The following is a 16,151-nucleotide window of genomic DNA, read 5'->3' on the forward strand; positions in this document are numbered from 1 at the left end:
TAAATCATCTATGCGATGACAAACACAGTGCGACTATTGAATTCCGCTTTCCTGCTTTTCTAAACCATCTATGCGATGACAAACTATAAAAACTATACTCTTGTTTCCGCAATAATTTTCTAAATCATCTATGCGATGACAAACGCCCTTCTTTGAAGGAGTCCACGTATTCTAATTTTCTAAATCATCTATGCGATGACAAACTCCGGAATTCCGGAAATAATGATAGTTTTGTACTTCTAAATCATCTATGCGATGACAAACATCATGGATGAGAAATTTATTGCCCTTACTCATTTCTAAATCATCTATGCGATGACAAACTGTAAACAAGATTGGAAAACCGACTCGTGGCTTTTCTAAATCATCTATGCGATGACAAACTTCGTCACAATATGACGATTGGGATATTTCTTTTTCTAAATCATCTATGCGATGACAAACCAAATGATTAAGCGTATGTACTTCCGGCAATGTTTCTAAATCATCTATGCGATGACAAACATGGGTAAGCTTTACCATATAACTAATTATGATTTCTAAATCATCTATGCGATGACAAACCGACACAAGAACCAATTCAATGTCCTCCTGCGTTTCTAAATCATCTATGCGATGACAAACTCCGGATCGAGCTGGTGCGGCGTCTTTTTATATTTCTAAATCATCTATGCGATGACAAACTATCAAGAACTGGCTGAACCATGTTCTGATGATTTCTAAATCATCTATGCGATGACAAACAAAACTTAAAAGCCATACTTGTAAATGAAGTATTTCTAAATCATCTATGCGATGACAAACTTCTAATCTTTCATTTTTCTTAACTGCAGCAGTTTCTAAATCATCTATGCGATGACAAACCGAGGAGCTTCGACGAGTGTAAGGAGGCAGAATTTCTAAATCATCTATGCGATGACAAACATTAAATTGCTCGTCCTTGAATGGCATATCGCTTTCTAAATCATCTATGCGATGACAAACGAAATCCATTTCAATATCCGGCGCCACTTCAATTTCTAAATCATCTATGCGATGACAAACTCCAAAGGTTACACGCCTGGCTAATCGACTAATTTCTAAATCATCTATGCGATGACAAACCAACAAGCTTTACAGCTCCTTATGACCTCAGTTTTCTAAATCATCTATGCGATGACAAACACTTCAGCAAATTCAGGAACATTGTTATTTAGTTTCTAAATCATCTATGCGATGACAAACGTTTTGCTTCTGAAACGGTCATGCTAGACCAATTTCTAAATCATCTATGCGATGACAAACATAACAACGATGCAGTCACGCCCAAACGATATTTTCTAAATCATCTATGCGATGACAAACCTTTGAGGCGGATCAGGTGCAGGCGTTATTGATTTCTAAATCATCTATGCGATGACAAACCAAAGGGGATAACTAAATGTTTTATCTCACTTTTTCTAAATCATCTATGCGATGACAAACCCAGTTTCGCAGTTTAACTACAAAATCGCATATTTCTAAATCATCTATGCGATGACAAACCTTAAGGATTTTTCAACTCGTCGCAAGATTCATTTCTAAATCATCTATGCGATGACAAACAGTACTCCACTTTTGACGATGGAAATGGCGTGTTTCTAAATCATCTATGCGATGACAAACGCGCAGGTTTCCTGACCATAATCCGCCATTAATTTCTAAATCATCTATGCGATGACAAACTTTGCCCCTTTTTCCACTTTGCTGGGGCCTGTTTTCTAAATCATCTATGCGATGACAAACACTTTGATTACATTGATCATAACGAGTCGGTATTTCTAAATCATCTATGCGATGACAAACTTGTTTGGGATGGAATTGGCACAGGTTGCTTATTTCTAAATCATCTATGCGATGACAAACGCCAAGCTGAAATTGAGCTTCGACTACCTTAATTTCTAAATCATCTATGCGATGACAAACGTGGTGATGGTGACGGCTCTGGTTCAGGTACTTTTCTAAATCATCTATGCGATGACAAACACGCAGTATTGACCGCCGGGCATTTGGGTACATTTCTAAATCATCTATGCGATGACAAACCCAATGCTGATGTTGATGTATCAGGTATTGTCTTTCTAAATCATCTATGCGATGACAAACGACCGCCGGGCATTTGGGTACAGGTTGTTGTTTTTCTAAATCATCTATGCGATGACAAACTAGAGCCAAGTCAAAGCAAAGCTCTTAAAAACAATAGTATAGACTTTTTAATGAATCTAAACCTTCAAATTAAGAAAATAATATAAACTATTGAATTAAATTTAATTTTTTAAAAATTCAAAGTTTAACCTAATCATCTTAGGCTAAAACTATTAAGCATATAGTATTTTTAACCTGTTGTCCTTACGACTTAATTTGTCGCAATAATGCCATGTATCACTTTCATTTTTAAAAAAATCTGTTAAAAATTGTTTAAATAATAAAAATGGAGAAAATAATGCCTGAACCACAAACTGATATTTTTATAAACGCTTTAGAAGAATCAGTGCACTTTAGTTTAAAAACGATTAACTCCAATATTGAAAAAGGCGGGATTCGTTTAAGTAATCAACAAGCACTTGATTTACCTTATCTCAGTGCTCGAACTTTATTAAATGAAGACTTCCTGATTCCCACTGATTATCAGGCAAATGCAGGTAAAACGGCTTCTATTTTTAAAGTCGTAAAAGCAGCCATGATTAATAATGACATCCATTCAGAAGAAGCTGAGTTTCAACAACAAGTGGAACAGCTCAAGCCATCCATTTCATCTATTTTTAATGAGCCGTATCAAGCCGGTACAGAAAACATTGATATACGTATGCGCCAGCTTCTAATTCCTAAAAATGGTGAGTATGTTTCAGTAAGCCCACTTACTGCTGCTGGTGTAAATTATCTTGTGAACCAAGAAGTTGATGCTGTAAATGAATTACGCAAAGAAAAAGACAGTGAGTTTAACCGCATTCAAACTGCTATTTTTGGCATTGGCAGAGCCAATCCACAAAATGTCGGAAGCTTTGTTCGTTCAATGCAACGCCCTATTACAGTTGATGCTCCTCAAGCAAGTGAAAAAGTACGCCAAGCCTTAGCAATTTTCTATAACGGATTTACGATACGACTATCCCGTAAAATAAAACTGCTTAATGGGACTAAACGAGCAAAAGAAGCAATTAAAGAGTGGTCAGAAATTTTAAATCGCCAACTTATTATCACCGCGACGAATACCATTCAAAATTGGCATAACCTTGAGATTTTCGCTCCTTCTACGAATCGGGATGTTCGAGATCAGGAAGTTATTTTCCTGAACATCCTTGCTAAAGATGTCTTAAGACAGGCGACTTTTCAAAAAAATATTTTAGAAGAAGCTGAATCAATTTTACCAAGTATGGAAGAAATTGAGCGTCCTTCATTCTGGGTTCATCCGAGCCTTCCATTTGTTTTGCAAGGTTTGATTGACCCAGAGCTAAGAGATGATCACTGGAGAATTAAATTCTCCGATTATCTTGCTAGAAAAATCACCAATGAAACCTTTGATATCGAAATCAATAATGAAACTATAACGATTAGCCTAGATAGCAATGCTGAAGGTTATATCGCCCGCCGCTTACGGGAGATTGTTCGATGAGTCGTTATGTCGTGATTCCTCGTATGCGAGTACAAAATGCAAATATGCAAACCAATGGCGTTTTATTAGGTGGTGTACCTTTGTTTGCAGCCAATATGTTTGCACATCATTTAGCAAGACAATTAGGCACTCAAGAAGAAGGTATTATTTATATTCATCATGACCAACAGCGTTTAGGCGAACAAGCTTGGGGCCGATTCATACCTTCTCAACGTCGCGGAGCAGTATTCATAAATGAAAAAGACTATGCCAAAGGAGACGGTAAAGGTTACGCTAAAGAAAATATAAATCTTGCTCTACAGCCAACAGCATCGTGTCATATAGAATTTAGCCTTGTGATTAAATTTACAAGTTCTCGAATTAGTCCAGAAAAACTCACCAATATTCTAAAACGTAGCCGTTTTGCTGGCGGACAAATTATCGAGTTTTTAGATATTACCACCCATGCTGAAAATGAATTAGAAGCAGCCCTAAAGAAAATCAAAACTGGCTTTGCCATTTTAGATCGACAAGATTTGCTTATTGAGTATCAGCAGCGTAAACAAATTAATCGAGTTCAGGCATTTACCCAACTGTTGGCATTAAAAGTAGATGCACTTAGAACTTTCTTTAATGACCAAAATTTAAGTTGGATATCGGCAACTAATTTGGGGTACGCCCTACTTGAGCCACTCACAGACCAACGAGCAGGTATTCGCCAAGCACAAGATCAGGAAACTACAGCACATGCCTATGCAGAACCACTTACAGGCATTGTTCAGTATTTTTCTTTAGGCGAGATTCTAAGGAAAAATACCGAGGCTGAGGATGACACTTGGCATAACTTGCAAAAACTATTGTGGACCTACCACTGGCCACAAGACGACATTTTTCTTTTAAAACAAAATTGCGTTAATGCATAAATCATTTTTGAACATAAGGAATTTTTCACATGACAATTTTTAAGAAATTACCGGGTAGTCTTTCTTTACAACGCGGTACAGTGGTGAGTGACGGGGCTTTTTTTAATTTATTTGAAGATGGCAAACAAGAGCCTTTACATGTGATGTATCACGGTATTCGAGGAACTCAAAATGTCGCAGGTAATAAAGAAAAAGGGGCTGCAACAGGTAATTCGCTAGCCCGCGAAGTTACTAATATCCAAGTCACTGAGTCAGTTAAACTGAAACTGAATTCTAAACTTTTAGTAAAATGGAACTTTCGTTTTATTGATTTAAGTTGCGTCCTATTTGCTACGGCATCTGCCAAAGGTACAGATAAAAATGAAGAATATAACTTCCGTCAAGCTTTCTTAAATTTTGTAAATCACACTAAAGAAAGCGATGGACTAAAAGAAGTTGTGCGCCGTTATGTACGCAATATCGTGAATGGCCGCTGGTTATGGCGTAACCGTATTGTCGCTGAAAGTATTACCATTCAAGTGACTGCTCAGGACTACCCTGAAACATTTAGCTTTGATGCCCTTTCCTACAACCTTAAGAGTTTTGATCGACCGTCTGAACAAGAACAAAAACTAGCAGACATTTTATTAAAAGGGATTACGGGCGAATCAACAAATGCTGCCTTACACATTGAAGCGATTGTTGACTTTGGTATGGGTGGTGTAGAAGTTTTTCCCTCTCAAAACTACTTAGGAAAGGATAAGCCTGAAGGATTTTCGCGCTCTTTATATCAATTAACACCGAAAAAACCAGACCACAAAGCCAATGACAATCAATATCTTGGTCAAGCTGCATTACGTGACCAAAAAATCGGAAATGCGCTAAGAACAATTGATACCTGGTATCCACAGTTTAAAGAAAACGATGAAAAGCCAATTGCAGTAGAACCTAACGGTGCAAACTTAGAAGGACAGATTTTCTATCGTGTAGGTAAAGACAAAGTTTCTGCATTCGATATTTTAAAGGAAATTGATGAACTTGACCCAAATAGCGAAAAAGGCATGTTCCTGATTGCATGTTTAATTCGTGGTGGTGTGTACTCCGAGGGTAAATAATCATGGATGCTAATTACTATCTGGATATTCGTGTTCTTGAGTCATCAGATGATACGGATTTAAAACTGGGCCATATTCGGAATCAAATTTACACCGTCATTCATGGTGCATTTCGAAAACTACCTGCGCATTACGCGCTTGCGTTGGAGATATCCGATAAATTGAAAGCGAAGCAGGAACAGTTTGAAAAAAAACATGGTCGTTCAGCTAAACCAAACTTTGATATTTTGCGAATTTTTGCAGAAAAACAGGAGGAGTTAGATGGGTTAATCGAGGCAATTAAAGGACACTGGAAAATTCGCGACTATACCGTTTTAGGTTCCGCAATCCCTGTTCCTACTGCCAAAATTTCTGGTTGGAAAAGTTATCGAAAGTTTCGTATTCCAACTCAGAAAACTGAACGTACAAAGCTTTCTCATCAAAATGAACCTTTAAGAGATAGACGCTTAAAAACTGCCAAAGGAATGCCCTTCTTTCAGGTGGTCAGCAGTACAGGTCATGGTTTTACAGTAATTATTGATGTGCAGGACAGCGAAAATGCGGGATACGGACTACCAGATAGCTATGGGCTTGCTCGTAAGGAAAGTCCTTTTGCCCTACCCGTTTTTTAAGGAAATATAATATGAGTCAACTCCGTCAGGAACGCAGCCGCCCACTTATGCTTTCAAAGCGTGCCTGCGTTTTTTATTTAGAGAGAGTTCGTGTCGTTTTAAAAGATGATCGAATTGTTTACTTGACGGAGAACTCACAGCCTGTGGAATATTTTTATAATATTCCAGAGAAAAACACAGCCTTTTTACTACTTGGTAAAGGTAGTTCATTAACAGATGCGGCTGCCAGACGTTTAGCAGAATCTAATGTCATGGTTGGGTTTTGCGGTTCTGGCGGCTCCCCTTTATTTTCATCATTAGACTTAACATTTTTAGCGCCTCAAAGTGAATATCGTCCCACTGAATATATGCAAATCTGGATGAAAGCATGGCTAGAAGATGATGCACGATTACTCATGGCAAAAATATTATTACTCGAACGTATTGCCCTCGTATCACATTCATGGAAAAAAAATTTTGATTTGATTCAATCTGGTATTTATATTGATGAGAATGCTTTAAACACATTTAAACAAGATATTGATCGTTCAGAAAATCAACAAGAATTACTTGCAGCCGAAGGTCGTTGGGCCAAAACGTTATACAAGCAACTTGCTAAAGGCTTTGGTGTTGAGTTCATTCGCGATGAAGGAAAAAATTCTCATGATACTATTGCTGATATAGCCAACAGTTATCTCGATCATGGAAACTATATTGCCTACGGCTATGCGGCAGTTGCTTTAAATGGAATGGGAATTAGCTTTGCTCTCCCTATTTTGCACGGTAAAACACGTCGTGGGGGTCTAGTCTTTGACCTAGCTGATCTAGTGAAAGATGCTTTTGTGATGCCAATTGCTTTTACATGTGCAGCAAAAGGATTAAATCAAAAAGAATTCCGAATGCAGCTTATTGAAACATGCCAAGACAAAGATATTTTAGATTACATGTTTGGCTTCATTACTGACATATGTAGTAAAATTAAATAAAATCATATAATTAAGTTTTATACTTTACAACGAAGTATTTTCACTCATTAAAAACTTATATAATTGATTTCAAGAGTTTTGTTTTAACTTAACTCTAGTTCGTCATCGCTTAGATGATTTAGAAACAACTGCATTAATTTGTTACTTTCCGCTTCTGGTTCGTCATCGCTTAGATGATTTAGAAATATGTATGGCTCGATGACTGTACCGCTTTCTAGTTCGTCATCGCTTAGATGATTTAGAAATTATTTGATAAACAAAAAACGAGTGACTCAGAGTTCGTCATCGCTTAGATGATTTAGAAAAGTCACAATTTGCTGGAGCTGTTCAAGTTCATGTTCGTCATCGCTTAGATGATTTAGAAAAAAGAGAGAAAAAAAGAACTTCTTTTTGATCTGTTCGTCATCGCTTAGATGATTTAGAAATATGCGATTTTGTAGTTAAACTGCGAAACTGGGTTCGTCATCGCTTAGATGATTTAGAAATTCTTGTACTCCGCTTTTTGATAATGAATGCGGTTCGTCATCGCTTAGATGATTTAGAAAGATTCAAAAGATAACTTGAAAGGTTCAATTGAGTTCGTCATCGCTTAGATGATTTAGAAAGTGCGTATGGCGGTACGTGTCGCGACAGCGGTGTTCGTCATCGCTTAGATGATTTAGAAAAAACAACATTACGGCTCTGCTTCAAACTTTATGTTCGTCATCGCTTAGATGATTTAGAAAATCGCCAGTGGTCGGCCCACCAGTAGAGGGACGTTCGTCATCGCTTAGATGATTTAGAAATTATTTGATAAACAAAAAACGAGTGACTCAGAGTTCGTCATCGCTTAGATGATTTAGAAATTGAGAGTAAGCAATATAACGCCCATTCTTTTGTTCGTCATCGCTTAGATGATTTAGAAAATGAGAAATCCCACTGGAAGATCATCTTTGCAGGTTCGTCATCGCTTAGATGATTTAGAAAATTTTAATGAATGGCAGTCTATTCCTGACGGTGTTCGTCATCGCTTAGATGATTTAGAAATTCTAATGATCAGCGAGTTTCAGATGCTTCTTGTTCGTCATCGCTTAGATGATTTAGAAAGCTTTTTGATAATGAATGCGATAAAAAAGATCGTTCGTCATCGCTTAGATGATTTAGAAATGTACCCAAATGCCCGGCGGTCAATACTGCGTGTTCGTCATCGCTTAGATGATTTAGAAATCTGAGAAATAAGAAAATGAATGAATCACTAAGTTCGTCATCGCTTAGATGATTTAGAAACTGACCACTTAATTTTTGGTGAGGATCAAAGAGTTCGTCATCGCTTAGATGATTTAGAAATCTCGATACTGGTTAAATACTTTGCCTTCATCGTTCGTCATCGCTTAGATGATTTAGAAAATAGCCTCATTAAAACGAGCACGCTCATCTAGGTTCGTCATCGCTTAGATGATTTAGAAAGGCAAATGATTCAGGAATGGTGTGTTATCGTTGTTCGTCATCGCTTAGATGATTTAGAAATTGATCAATCAAATACCGCTTAAAGAAAGGATGTTCGTCATCGCTTAGATGATTTAGAAAAAGTGCGTACTGTGATTTACCAGTACGCGGAGGTTCGTCATCGCTTAGATGATTTAGAAAACCCTTACCACCAGAACCGCCACCACCGCCACGTTCGTCATCGCTTAGATGATTTAGAAAAATCGTCATATTGTGACGAACATTATTGGTATGTTCGTCATCGCTTAGATGATTTAGAAATTTATCAGTAACTAATCAAGCAATTACAGCAGGTTCGTCATCGCTTAGATGATTTAGAAATCCGACGTAATTACTATGTCTAGCGAACGCCTGTTCGTCATCGCTTAGATGATTTAGAAATTCATCCATGCCTAGGGACTCAATGCAATACTGTTCGTCATCGCTTAGATGATTTAGAAAGCCGGTTGCAGCAGATCGGATTACCGCAGGTTGTTCGTCATCGCTTAGATGATTTAGAAAATTAAATTGATGGTGATTATCAAAACTGCGAAGTTCGTCATCGCTTAGATGATTTAGAAATTCTGGCACTTATAAAAATATTTTTGCAGATAGTTCGTCATCGCTTAGATGATTTAGAAAACGTGCTGCATTGACTTCATTTGCGGTAAACCGTTCGTCATCGCTTAGATGATTTAGAAAAAAACGCCACCAACATGACGATTAAAGCCCCCGTTCGTCATCGCTTAGATGATTTAGAAAAGAAACAACAGTACAAATATATAAGCAGATTTGTTCGTCATCGCTTAGATGATTTAGAAATGAATACTGGCTTGCCATAAATTTCCACGCTTGTTCGTCATCGCTTAGATGATTTAGAAAATGAAAGCTACTGATCATGAATCTATATTTAAGTTCGTCATCGCTTAGATGATTTAGAAAAATTCCCCTGAATGCTATTTTTGCTTAGGCTTGTTCGTCATCGCTTAGATGATTTAGAAAGAAATGCCAAAGTTCATTAGCAAGAGCCAGTTGTTCATCATCGCTTAGATGATTTAGAAAGCCGAATGTCCGTTGGTTTAAGGCTGTTCCAAGTTCGTCATCGCTTAGATGATTTAGAAAAAGTAAACACTGGATCACCACAATGATGAAAAGTTCGTCATCGCTTAGATGATTTAGAAAATCCAGTACACCAGTTCCTGGGCAGACACCGTGTTCGTCATCGCTTAGATGATTTAGAAATGAGTTGGCGAATTGTGGAAAAACGATGGGCTGTTCGTCATCGCTTAGATGATTTAGAAATAATAAGTCAGTATTTAAACTTTATGAATCAAGTTCGTCATCGCTTAGATGATTTAGAAATTCAAAAAGGGCTGGCGTGGCGAGCCACTGCCGTTCGTCATCGCTTAGATGATTTAGAAATCAATAAAAGCGCGCTCTAGGCTCGTCGATGGGTTCGTCATCGCTTAGATGATTTAGAAAGACAAGATACGTTATCCAGATGAATTTATTACGTTCGTCATCGCTTAGATGATTTAGAAACACAAATCAACATGCCTCTGCTTCACATGCAGGTTCGTCATCGCTTAGATGATTTAGAAATAGTTCTAAGCCTATGGATAATTCTTCCAGTGGTTCGTCATCGCTTAGATGATTTAGAAAACCACACCAGAATAAATCTTGTGTATCCCACTGTTCGTCATCGCTTAGATGATTTAGAAAAAAAATGAAGATACAGAACTCGAAATCGAACGTTCGTCATCGCTTAGATGATTTAGAAAGAAAGCCCATTTACAGAATCTTCATAAGAATCGTTCGTCATCGCTTAGATGATTTAGAAACTACATTTGCCGCTGCTGGTGCTGCTGTAGGAAGTTCGTCATCGCTTAGATGATTTAGAAAAGGATGGGCGTTGCGGTATAATCCGTGGTATTGTTCGTCATCGCTTAGATGATTTAGAAACAACAGGTAAAAAGTTCTGGCGCTTTCGTTATGTTCGTCATCGCTTAGATGATTTAGAAAAACAGCAGCCAACCTAAAAACAAATATTCGAGGTTCGTCATCGCTTAGATGATTTAGAAATTCCGATCCCTCAGCAATAAACACCTCTGTACGTTCGTCATCGCTTAGATGATTTAGAAATGCCATGAACGTTCGATGCAGATCTTCAGCACGTTCGTCATCGCTTAGATGATTTAGAAACACCAGATTCATCTTGCCTTGTGATTCAACAAGTTCGTCATCGCTTAGATGATTTAGAAATGTACGACTTAAACCGGACTCTTCTATTAAGTGTTCGTCATCGCTTAGATGATTTAGAAATGAGAACGCGAAATGTGAGCGTTTCTTTTGTCGTTCGTCATCGCTTAGATGATTTAGAAATTGATTGCAGTGAAGATGACCTGGTGACGTTGGTTCGTCATCGCTTAGATGATTTAGAAAGATCAGGAAGTCATTGAAGCTCCCGAACACAAGTTCATCATCGCCTAGATGATTTAGAAACAGGACTGTCACATTGCCAAAATGTTTGTGTGGTTCGTCATCGCCTAGATGATTTAGAAAAGGAACTACAGCCGAGTTTCAGCTCATGATGGGTTCGTCATCGCTTAGATGATTTAGAAAGCGCAAAGTCGATTACACATTAAAGCTTTCAAGTTCGTCATCGCTTAGATGATTTAGAAAAATCAAAAGGACGTAGATACTCGCTATCGGTGGTTCGTCATCGCCTAGATGATTTAGAAATATTCCTTATCTTTCGGCTTGTCATCTATGAAGTTCGTTATTCCATAAATGGTTTAAGACTTTTAAAGAGACATAGTAAAAACTTCTATAAACAATAAAATTATTAAAAACAGAATTATTGTTCAATAAATCATCCAATTTCATCTACATTATTAAATTAAAAAGGTATTATGAGCCGAAATATATCAGAATTTGATTAATTTATGATGTTCATGAGAAAACTGGGTAAGTCTCTTGACCTGGACTTGAGAAAATTAATACTTTTATTAATCGTATTCTGCGTATCTACACTCTTCTTTGTATCTTTAGGCGTGAGTTATTTAATCGTAAAAAACCAGTTGATCAGCAACTCTTTAGCGATTAACTCGGAATATGCAAATAAAATTGCCCTTAATACAGACAATCATTTTCAAAATATATTAAAAGAACTCAAGTACAGTGCTCAATCTTTGGGGAAAGACTTTAACAGTTTTGCGTTAAGAGAAGCAGAAGTTGACCGTCTTAAATACCAGTCGGATCACTATAACAGTGTAGTCATTGGTGATGCTGAAGGCAGACTCATCAACTTTTCTCCCAACATTTTAAATATTGACCGGAATAAAATTCAGACCACGCCGGGAATTCAAGCCTCACTTAAAAATAAAAAAACTTATATTTCTTCACCCTATTACTCTGTAAAAGATAATCTGATTGTTTTCTTGTCCCAGCCTATCTTTGATAAAGATAATAACTATAAGGGCTTTATAGGCTCAGCCATTTACTTAAAGCAGAAAAATATTATTAACCACCTCTTAACGATCAACTACAGTTATAAAAAGAGCTACATGTATGTGATTGATCAGAATAATAAGATTATTTTTCACCCTGATACAAAAAGAATTGGAGAAACTGTTAGGAATAATACAGGCCTGAAATACATGCAGGCGACCAAAAATGGAAATATCCGTTTGATAAACAGTCGAGGCGTAGATAATCTTGCCGGCTTTTCATACATCCCCTCAACCAAGTGGCTTATTGTCTCTCAGCAGCCCACTAATGAGCTACTTGAGCAGGCATCGACTATTATTTATAAAGTTACAGGCGGAATTTTCCTGTTTTATCTGCTTATTTTTTATATTGTCTGGAGATTTGCACTCGTTATTTCCAATCCGTTACATAACCTAGCCAATATGGCCAGTCTGCTGAATCAGCCTAAAATCGAAGAAAGAATCAAAAGGATTAATCCTTGGTACTATGAAGTCACCAAGTTCAAGTTATCACTTTTATTAAGCGCACGTAAATTTTCTCATAAGCTAACCGAAATGGATCATCGTATTAATACAGATCCACTGACTGGCTTATTAAACCGTAGAGGAATGCAGTTCTTTACAAAAGGAATGATAGATTCTAAAGTTCCTTTTTCTGTACTTCTGATTGATATAGACCATTTTAAACGCATTAATGATACGTATGGTCATGATGAAGGTGATGAAGTATTAAAAACTTTGGCTAAGATCATGTTGGAAAATTTCCGCAAAAATGATCTTTGTTGCCGTCATGGTGGTGAAGAATTTATTGTAATTATTCCAAATGTTAATAAACAAGAGGTCTATGAAAGTGCTGAAAGATTTCGCCATGCCGTAGAAACATATATTATTAATAATGTTGGCAGAATCACGGTCTCTATTGGTATTGCGTCATGGCCCGAGAGCTCAAATAGTTTTACAGAAGTATTAAAAATTGCCGACAACAATCTCTATCATGCCAAAAATCATGGCCGCAACCAGGTAAAGCACAGCTAAAAAATATAATTCAGGAAATTTATGAATCAGCTATTTTAAGGCATAACCTTTAGATGGTCAGATATATAACTGATCCTTTAAGAGGTATGCTTTTTTATGCTATATAATTTTTACTGATTTTTTCACAATTGAAGTTACTTTGTTCTATATTAAGTAACCCTGCTTAATCTTGATGAGCAGGCATTACGCTCTCTATTTCTATATTCCCCTTAAAACAATTAATGGCATACTGAACTATTCTATTTTTAAATATATAATAAATATTATAATATTTATCAGGATGAGTGTTCATATAACAGTTATTAACATTATCAGATATTTATTAAAAACAACAACATGATTAAAATTCTAATATTTTCTTACTTGTACTCAGGCTGGATATCAATCCATATTTAATATACATGAGCAAATGCTCTACGCATCAGGTCTTTTGATCTATCGATTTTAGCGAGTTTTGATAATAGAGTTTAATTTTTATTTATTCAGACGTTATCATATAGGCTCTAGTTTTACACCTGATCGACTGAATATGGCTGAGCTTCTTATACCATTCTTTATAGCAATTATTCTATTAACAATAACCCCGGGACTGGATACAGCATTAATTATACGAACAGCTACTGTAGGAAATAAAAGTAAAGCATTCAATGCCGCCTTAGGTATTGCGTGTGGCTGTTTAGCATGGGGTGTACTCGTAGCTTGTGGAATAGGCGCTATTTTAGCTACCTCTGAACTTGCATTTAACCTGTTAAAATGGTTAGGGGCTGTTTATCTGGTATGGTTAGGTATTGGCTTGATTTTTAAACCCCGAACAGCTTTTGAGATAACGTCAAATCCTAACAAACAGGAAAATTGGTTTTTAAAAGGTTTGATTACGAATATATTGAACCCTAAAGTCGGGTTCTTCTATGTCTCATTTTTACCCCAGTTTATTCCAACTGGTGAAAATTCTACATATTGGCTTTTAAGCTTAGTAGCCATTCATGTGGGTTTAGGTATTTTATGGTCATTATTTTTGATTACTTTGATGAAACCTATTTCGAGATTCCTACAGCAAGGTAAAACTCTGAAAAAAATTGATCAGATAACTGGCTCCATTTTTATATTGTTCGCGCTGAAATTAACCTTCACCAATAGATAACCCCCCATACTATTTACCTGAATGACAATCATGCGTTTTAAAATTTTAAACGTTTAACTTTTATAATAAATTTTCATTTGCATAAAGAGTGGGTTTAAGCAGTTTCTGTCTGGCCCACTTGGTGATAAGCACGATTAAAATAAACCAGACTTTGATCATGCTGGCTTTGTTGAATCGCAACAATAGGACAAATCAAAATAGTGTGAGTTCCCACTTGTTGAATTTGCTCAATCTCGCAGTCGAAACTTACCAAAGCATCTTCCAACACAGGTGCACCTGTTTCCAACTCAATCCATGCACCATGTTTAAAGCGTTCTTCTGGCGTGAGTTTAGATGAAAATGCTTTTGAAATATGTTCGTGATGCGCGCCTAAAACATTCACCGTTAAGATTTTGTTATCCAGGAAATGTGCATGTGAGCTTGCAGCCTGGTTCATACAGACCAATAATGTCGGTGGTGTGTCAGTCACACTACACACAGCAGAGGCAGTAAATCCAAAACGGCCAGACATACCTGCCGTGGTCACAACACTGACTGCACTTGTGAGTAAAGACATTGCATTTCTAAAGTCTGTTGCCTGAACCATGACATTATTCCTAAATTGAACCGTACCTTGTCCTGTGTGTTTGCTATACCGCCCAACTCCATCAGTAAGGTACTATCGACATGCGTCCTGATTAGAACGACATGTAGCAAGTAAAATGAGGGTTACTTGTTTGATTATCAACTGCCATCAAAAAAGTAACCCTTTATACCACTTATTGGTAAATATTAAGCAGTAAGTTCTAATCCTGTAAGTTCTCTGCGAACGATTTCTGCACCTGCACTTAAAGCATTTAACTTGCCACGTGCCACTTCACGAGAAAGAGGTGCCATACCACAGTTTGTGCAAGGATAAAGCTTGTCAGAATCTACAAACTGAAGCGCTTTACGGAGTGTATTCGCCACTTCTTCTGGTGTTTCAATCTGGTTAGATGCAACATCAATTGCACCGACCATCACTTTTTTACCGCGAATAAGTTCGAGTAAATCGATAGGCACATGTGAGTTGTGACATTCTAATGAAATGATATTAATGTTAGAAGCCTGAAGTTTCGGAAATGCTTCTTCATATTGACGCCATTCCGAACCGAGTGTTTTTTTCCAGTCTGTATTAGCTTTAATGCCGTAACCATAGCAAATATGAACCGCAGTTTCACATTTTAGGCCTTCAATGGCACGTTCCAAAGTCGCGACACCCCAGTCATTGACCTCGTCAAAGAATACGTTAAATGCAGGCTCGTCAAACTGAATAATATCTACACCCGCAGCTTCTAATTCTCTTGCTTCTTGGTTCAAGATTTTAGCAAATTCCCAAGCCAGTTTTTCACGGCTCTTGTAATGACCATCGTAAAGCGTATCAATCATGGTCATTGGGCCAGGTAATGCCCACTTGATAGGTTGATTGGTTTGCTGACGTAAAAACTTGGCATCTTCAACAAAAACCGGCTTTTGACGTGACACCGCACCCACTACAGACGGTACACTTGCATCATAGCGATCACGAATTCGAACTGTTTCACGCTTCTCAAAGTCTACACCATTTAAGTGTTCAATAAACGTCGTCACAAAGTGTTGGCGGGTTTGTTCGCCATCACTGACGATATCGATGCCAGCAAGTTGTTGCTCGTGTAATGCCAAACGTAACGCATCTTTTTTACCTTCAATCAAGCCTTCGTTTTCGAGTTTCCAAGGCGACCAAAGCTTTTCAGGTTCTGCAAGCCAAGACGGTTTAGGTAAGCTGCCAGCAGTTGAAGTCGGTAATAATTTTTTCATGATCAATG

General features: G+C 37.3%; 9 protein-coding genes and 2 CRISPR repeat arrays (1 of these 11 cut by a window edge). Of the genes, 7 read left to right on the forward strand and 2 right to left on the reverse strand.

Annotation, left to right across the window (positions count from 1 at the left end):
- Positions 1 to 2,184: a CRISPR direct-repeat array (repeat unit 28 nt; unit sequence TTTCTAAATCATCTATGCGATGACAAAC); it begins 4 nt to the left of the window's first position.
- 277 nt (positions 2,185 to 2,461) lie between these two features.
- From ABZP31_RS08650 to ABZP31_RS08680, 7 genes are all read left to right on the forward strand, one after another.
- The gene (locus ABZP31_RS08650) at positions 2,462 to 3,628 is read left to right on the forward strand and encodes a hypothetical protein (RefSeq protein WP_262475984.1); all 1,167 of its coding nucleotides are present in this window, start codon (positions 2,462 to 2,464) and stop codon (positions 3,626 to 3,628) included.
- Positions 3,625 to 4,530, forward strand: coding sequence for a type I-F CRISPR-associated protein Csy2 (gene csy2 / locus ABZP31_RS08655; RefSeq protein ID WP_034680313.1), 906 nt, complete (start codon positions 3,625 to 3,627; stop codon positions 4,528 to 4,530). The genes ABZP31_RS08650 and csy2 overlap by 4 nt, the downstream gene beginning before the upstream one ends.
- A 29-nt stretch (positions 4,531 to 4,559) precedes the next feature.
- Complete coding sequence (csy3, locus tag ABZP31_RS08660; RefSeq protein ID WP_034680311.1) at positions 4,560 to 5,624, forward strand: type I-F CRISPR-associated protein Csy3; 1,065 nt, start codon at positions 4,560 to 4,562, stop codon at positions 5,622 to 5,624.
- A gap of 2 nt (positions 5,625 to 5,626) precedes the next feature.
- Entirely contained in the window at positions 5,627 to 6,235 is a 609-nt protein-coding gene (locus ABZP31_RS08665) for a type I-F CRISPR-associated endoribonuclease Cas6/Csy4 (RefSeq protein WP_262475981.1), read from the forward strand.
- 11 nt (positions 6,236 to 6,246) lie between these two features.
- Positions 6,247 to 7,200 (forward strand): type I-F CRISPR-associated endonuclease Cas1f, encoded by a 954-nt coding sequence (gene cas1f / locus ABZP31_RS08670; protein ID WP_262475980.1) that lies wholly within the window; start codon positions 6,247 to 6,249, stop codon positions 7,198 to 7,200.
- A gap of 97 nt (positions 7,201 to 7,297) precedes the next feature.
- A CRISPR array of direct repeats spans positions 7,298 to 11,406; the repeat unit is 28 nt; unit sequence GTTCGTCATCGCTTAGATGATTTAGAAA.
- Between the two features lie 212 nt (positions 11,407 to 11,618).
- Positions 11,619 to 13,187 carry a sensor domain-containing diguanylate cyclase gene (locus ABZP31_RS08675; RefSeq protein ID WP_005406476.1) on the forward strand — a complete coding sequence of 523 codons (1,569 nt, stop codon included), beginning with the start codon at positions 11,619 to 11,621 and terminating at the stop codon, positions 13,185 to 13,187.
- 529 nt (positions 13,188 to 13,716) lie between these two features.
- Positions 13,717 to 14,328 carry a LysE family translocator gene (locus tag ABZP31_RS08680; RefSeq protein WP_005019768.1) on the forward strand — a complete coding sequence of 204 codons (612 nt, stop codon included), beginning with the start codon at positions 13,717 to 13,719 and terminating at the stop codon, positions 14,326 to 14,328.
- A 94-nt stretch (positions 14,329 to 14,422) separates the two neighbouring features.
- On the opposite strand, the gene ABZP31_RS08685 is transcribed toward ABZP31_RS08680, so the two are convergent.
- Positions 14,423 to 14,914: a flavin reductase gene (locus ABZP31_RS08685; RefSeq protein ID WP_005019766.1), complete on the reverse strand. Its 492-nt coding sequence runs from the start codon at positions 14,912 to 14,914 to the stop codon at positions 14,423 to 14,425.
- 185 nt (positions 14,915 to 15,099) lie between these two features.
- A complete protein-coding gene (locus ABZP31_RS08690; protein ID WP_262475978.1) occupies positions 15,100 to 16,143 on the reverse strand; it encodes a methionine synthase in 1,044 nt (347 codons plus the stop codon).
- Between the last annotated feature and the right edge of the window lie 8 nt (positions 16,144 to 16,151).

It is taken from the genome of Acinetobacter sp. FL, from assembly GCF_040744925.1.
Classification (GTDB): Bacteria; Pseudomonadota; Gammaproteobacteria; order Pseudomonadales; family Moraxellaceae; genus Acinetobacter; species Acinetobacter radioresistens.

What these genes read in the sequence shown, in the direction of transcription:
- ABZP31_RS08650 (WP_262475984.1), top strand. Translation starts at nt 2,462, where the DNA reads ATGCCTGAACCACAAACTGATATTTTTATAAACGCTTTAGAAGAATCA.
- csy2 (WP_034680313.1), top strand. Translation starts at nt 3,625, where the DNA reads ATGAGTCGTTATGTCGTGATTCCTCGTATGCGAGTACAAAATGCAAAT.
- csy3 (WP_034680311.1), top strand. Translation starts at nt 4,560, where the DNA reads ATGACAATTTTTAAGAAATTACCGGGTAGTCTTTCTTTACAACGCGGT.
- ABZP31_RS08665 (WP_262475981.1), top strand. Translation starts at nt 5,627, where the DNA reads ATGGATGCTAATTACTATCTGGATATTCGTGTTCTTGAGTCATCAGAT.
- cas1f (WP_262475980.1), top strand. Translation starts at nt 6,247, where the DNA reads ATGAGTCAACTCCGTCAGGAACGCAGCCGCCCACTTATGCTTTCAAAG.
- ABZP31_RS08675 (WP_005406476.1), top strand. Translation starts at nt 11,619, where the DNA reads ATGAGAAAACTGGGTAAGTCTCTTGACCTGGACTTGAGAAAATTAATA.
- ABZP31_RS08680 (WP_005019768.1), top strand. Translation starts at nt 13,717, where the DNA reads ATGGCTGAGCTTCTTATACCATTCTTTATAGCAATTATTCTATTAACA.
- ABZP31_RS08685 (WP_005019766.1), bottom strand. Translation starts at nt 14,914, where the DNA reads ATGGTTCAGGCAACAGACTTTAGAAATGCAATGTCTTTACTCACAAGT.
- ABZP31_RS08690 (WP_262475978.1), bottom strand. Translation starts at nt 16,143, where the DNA reads ATGAAAAAATTATTACCGACTTCAACTGCTGGCAGCTTACCTAAACCG.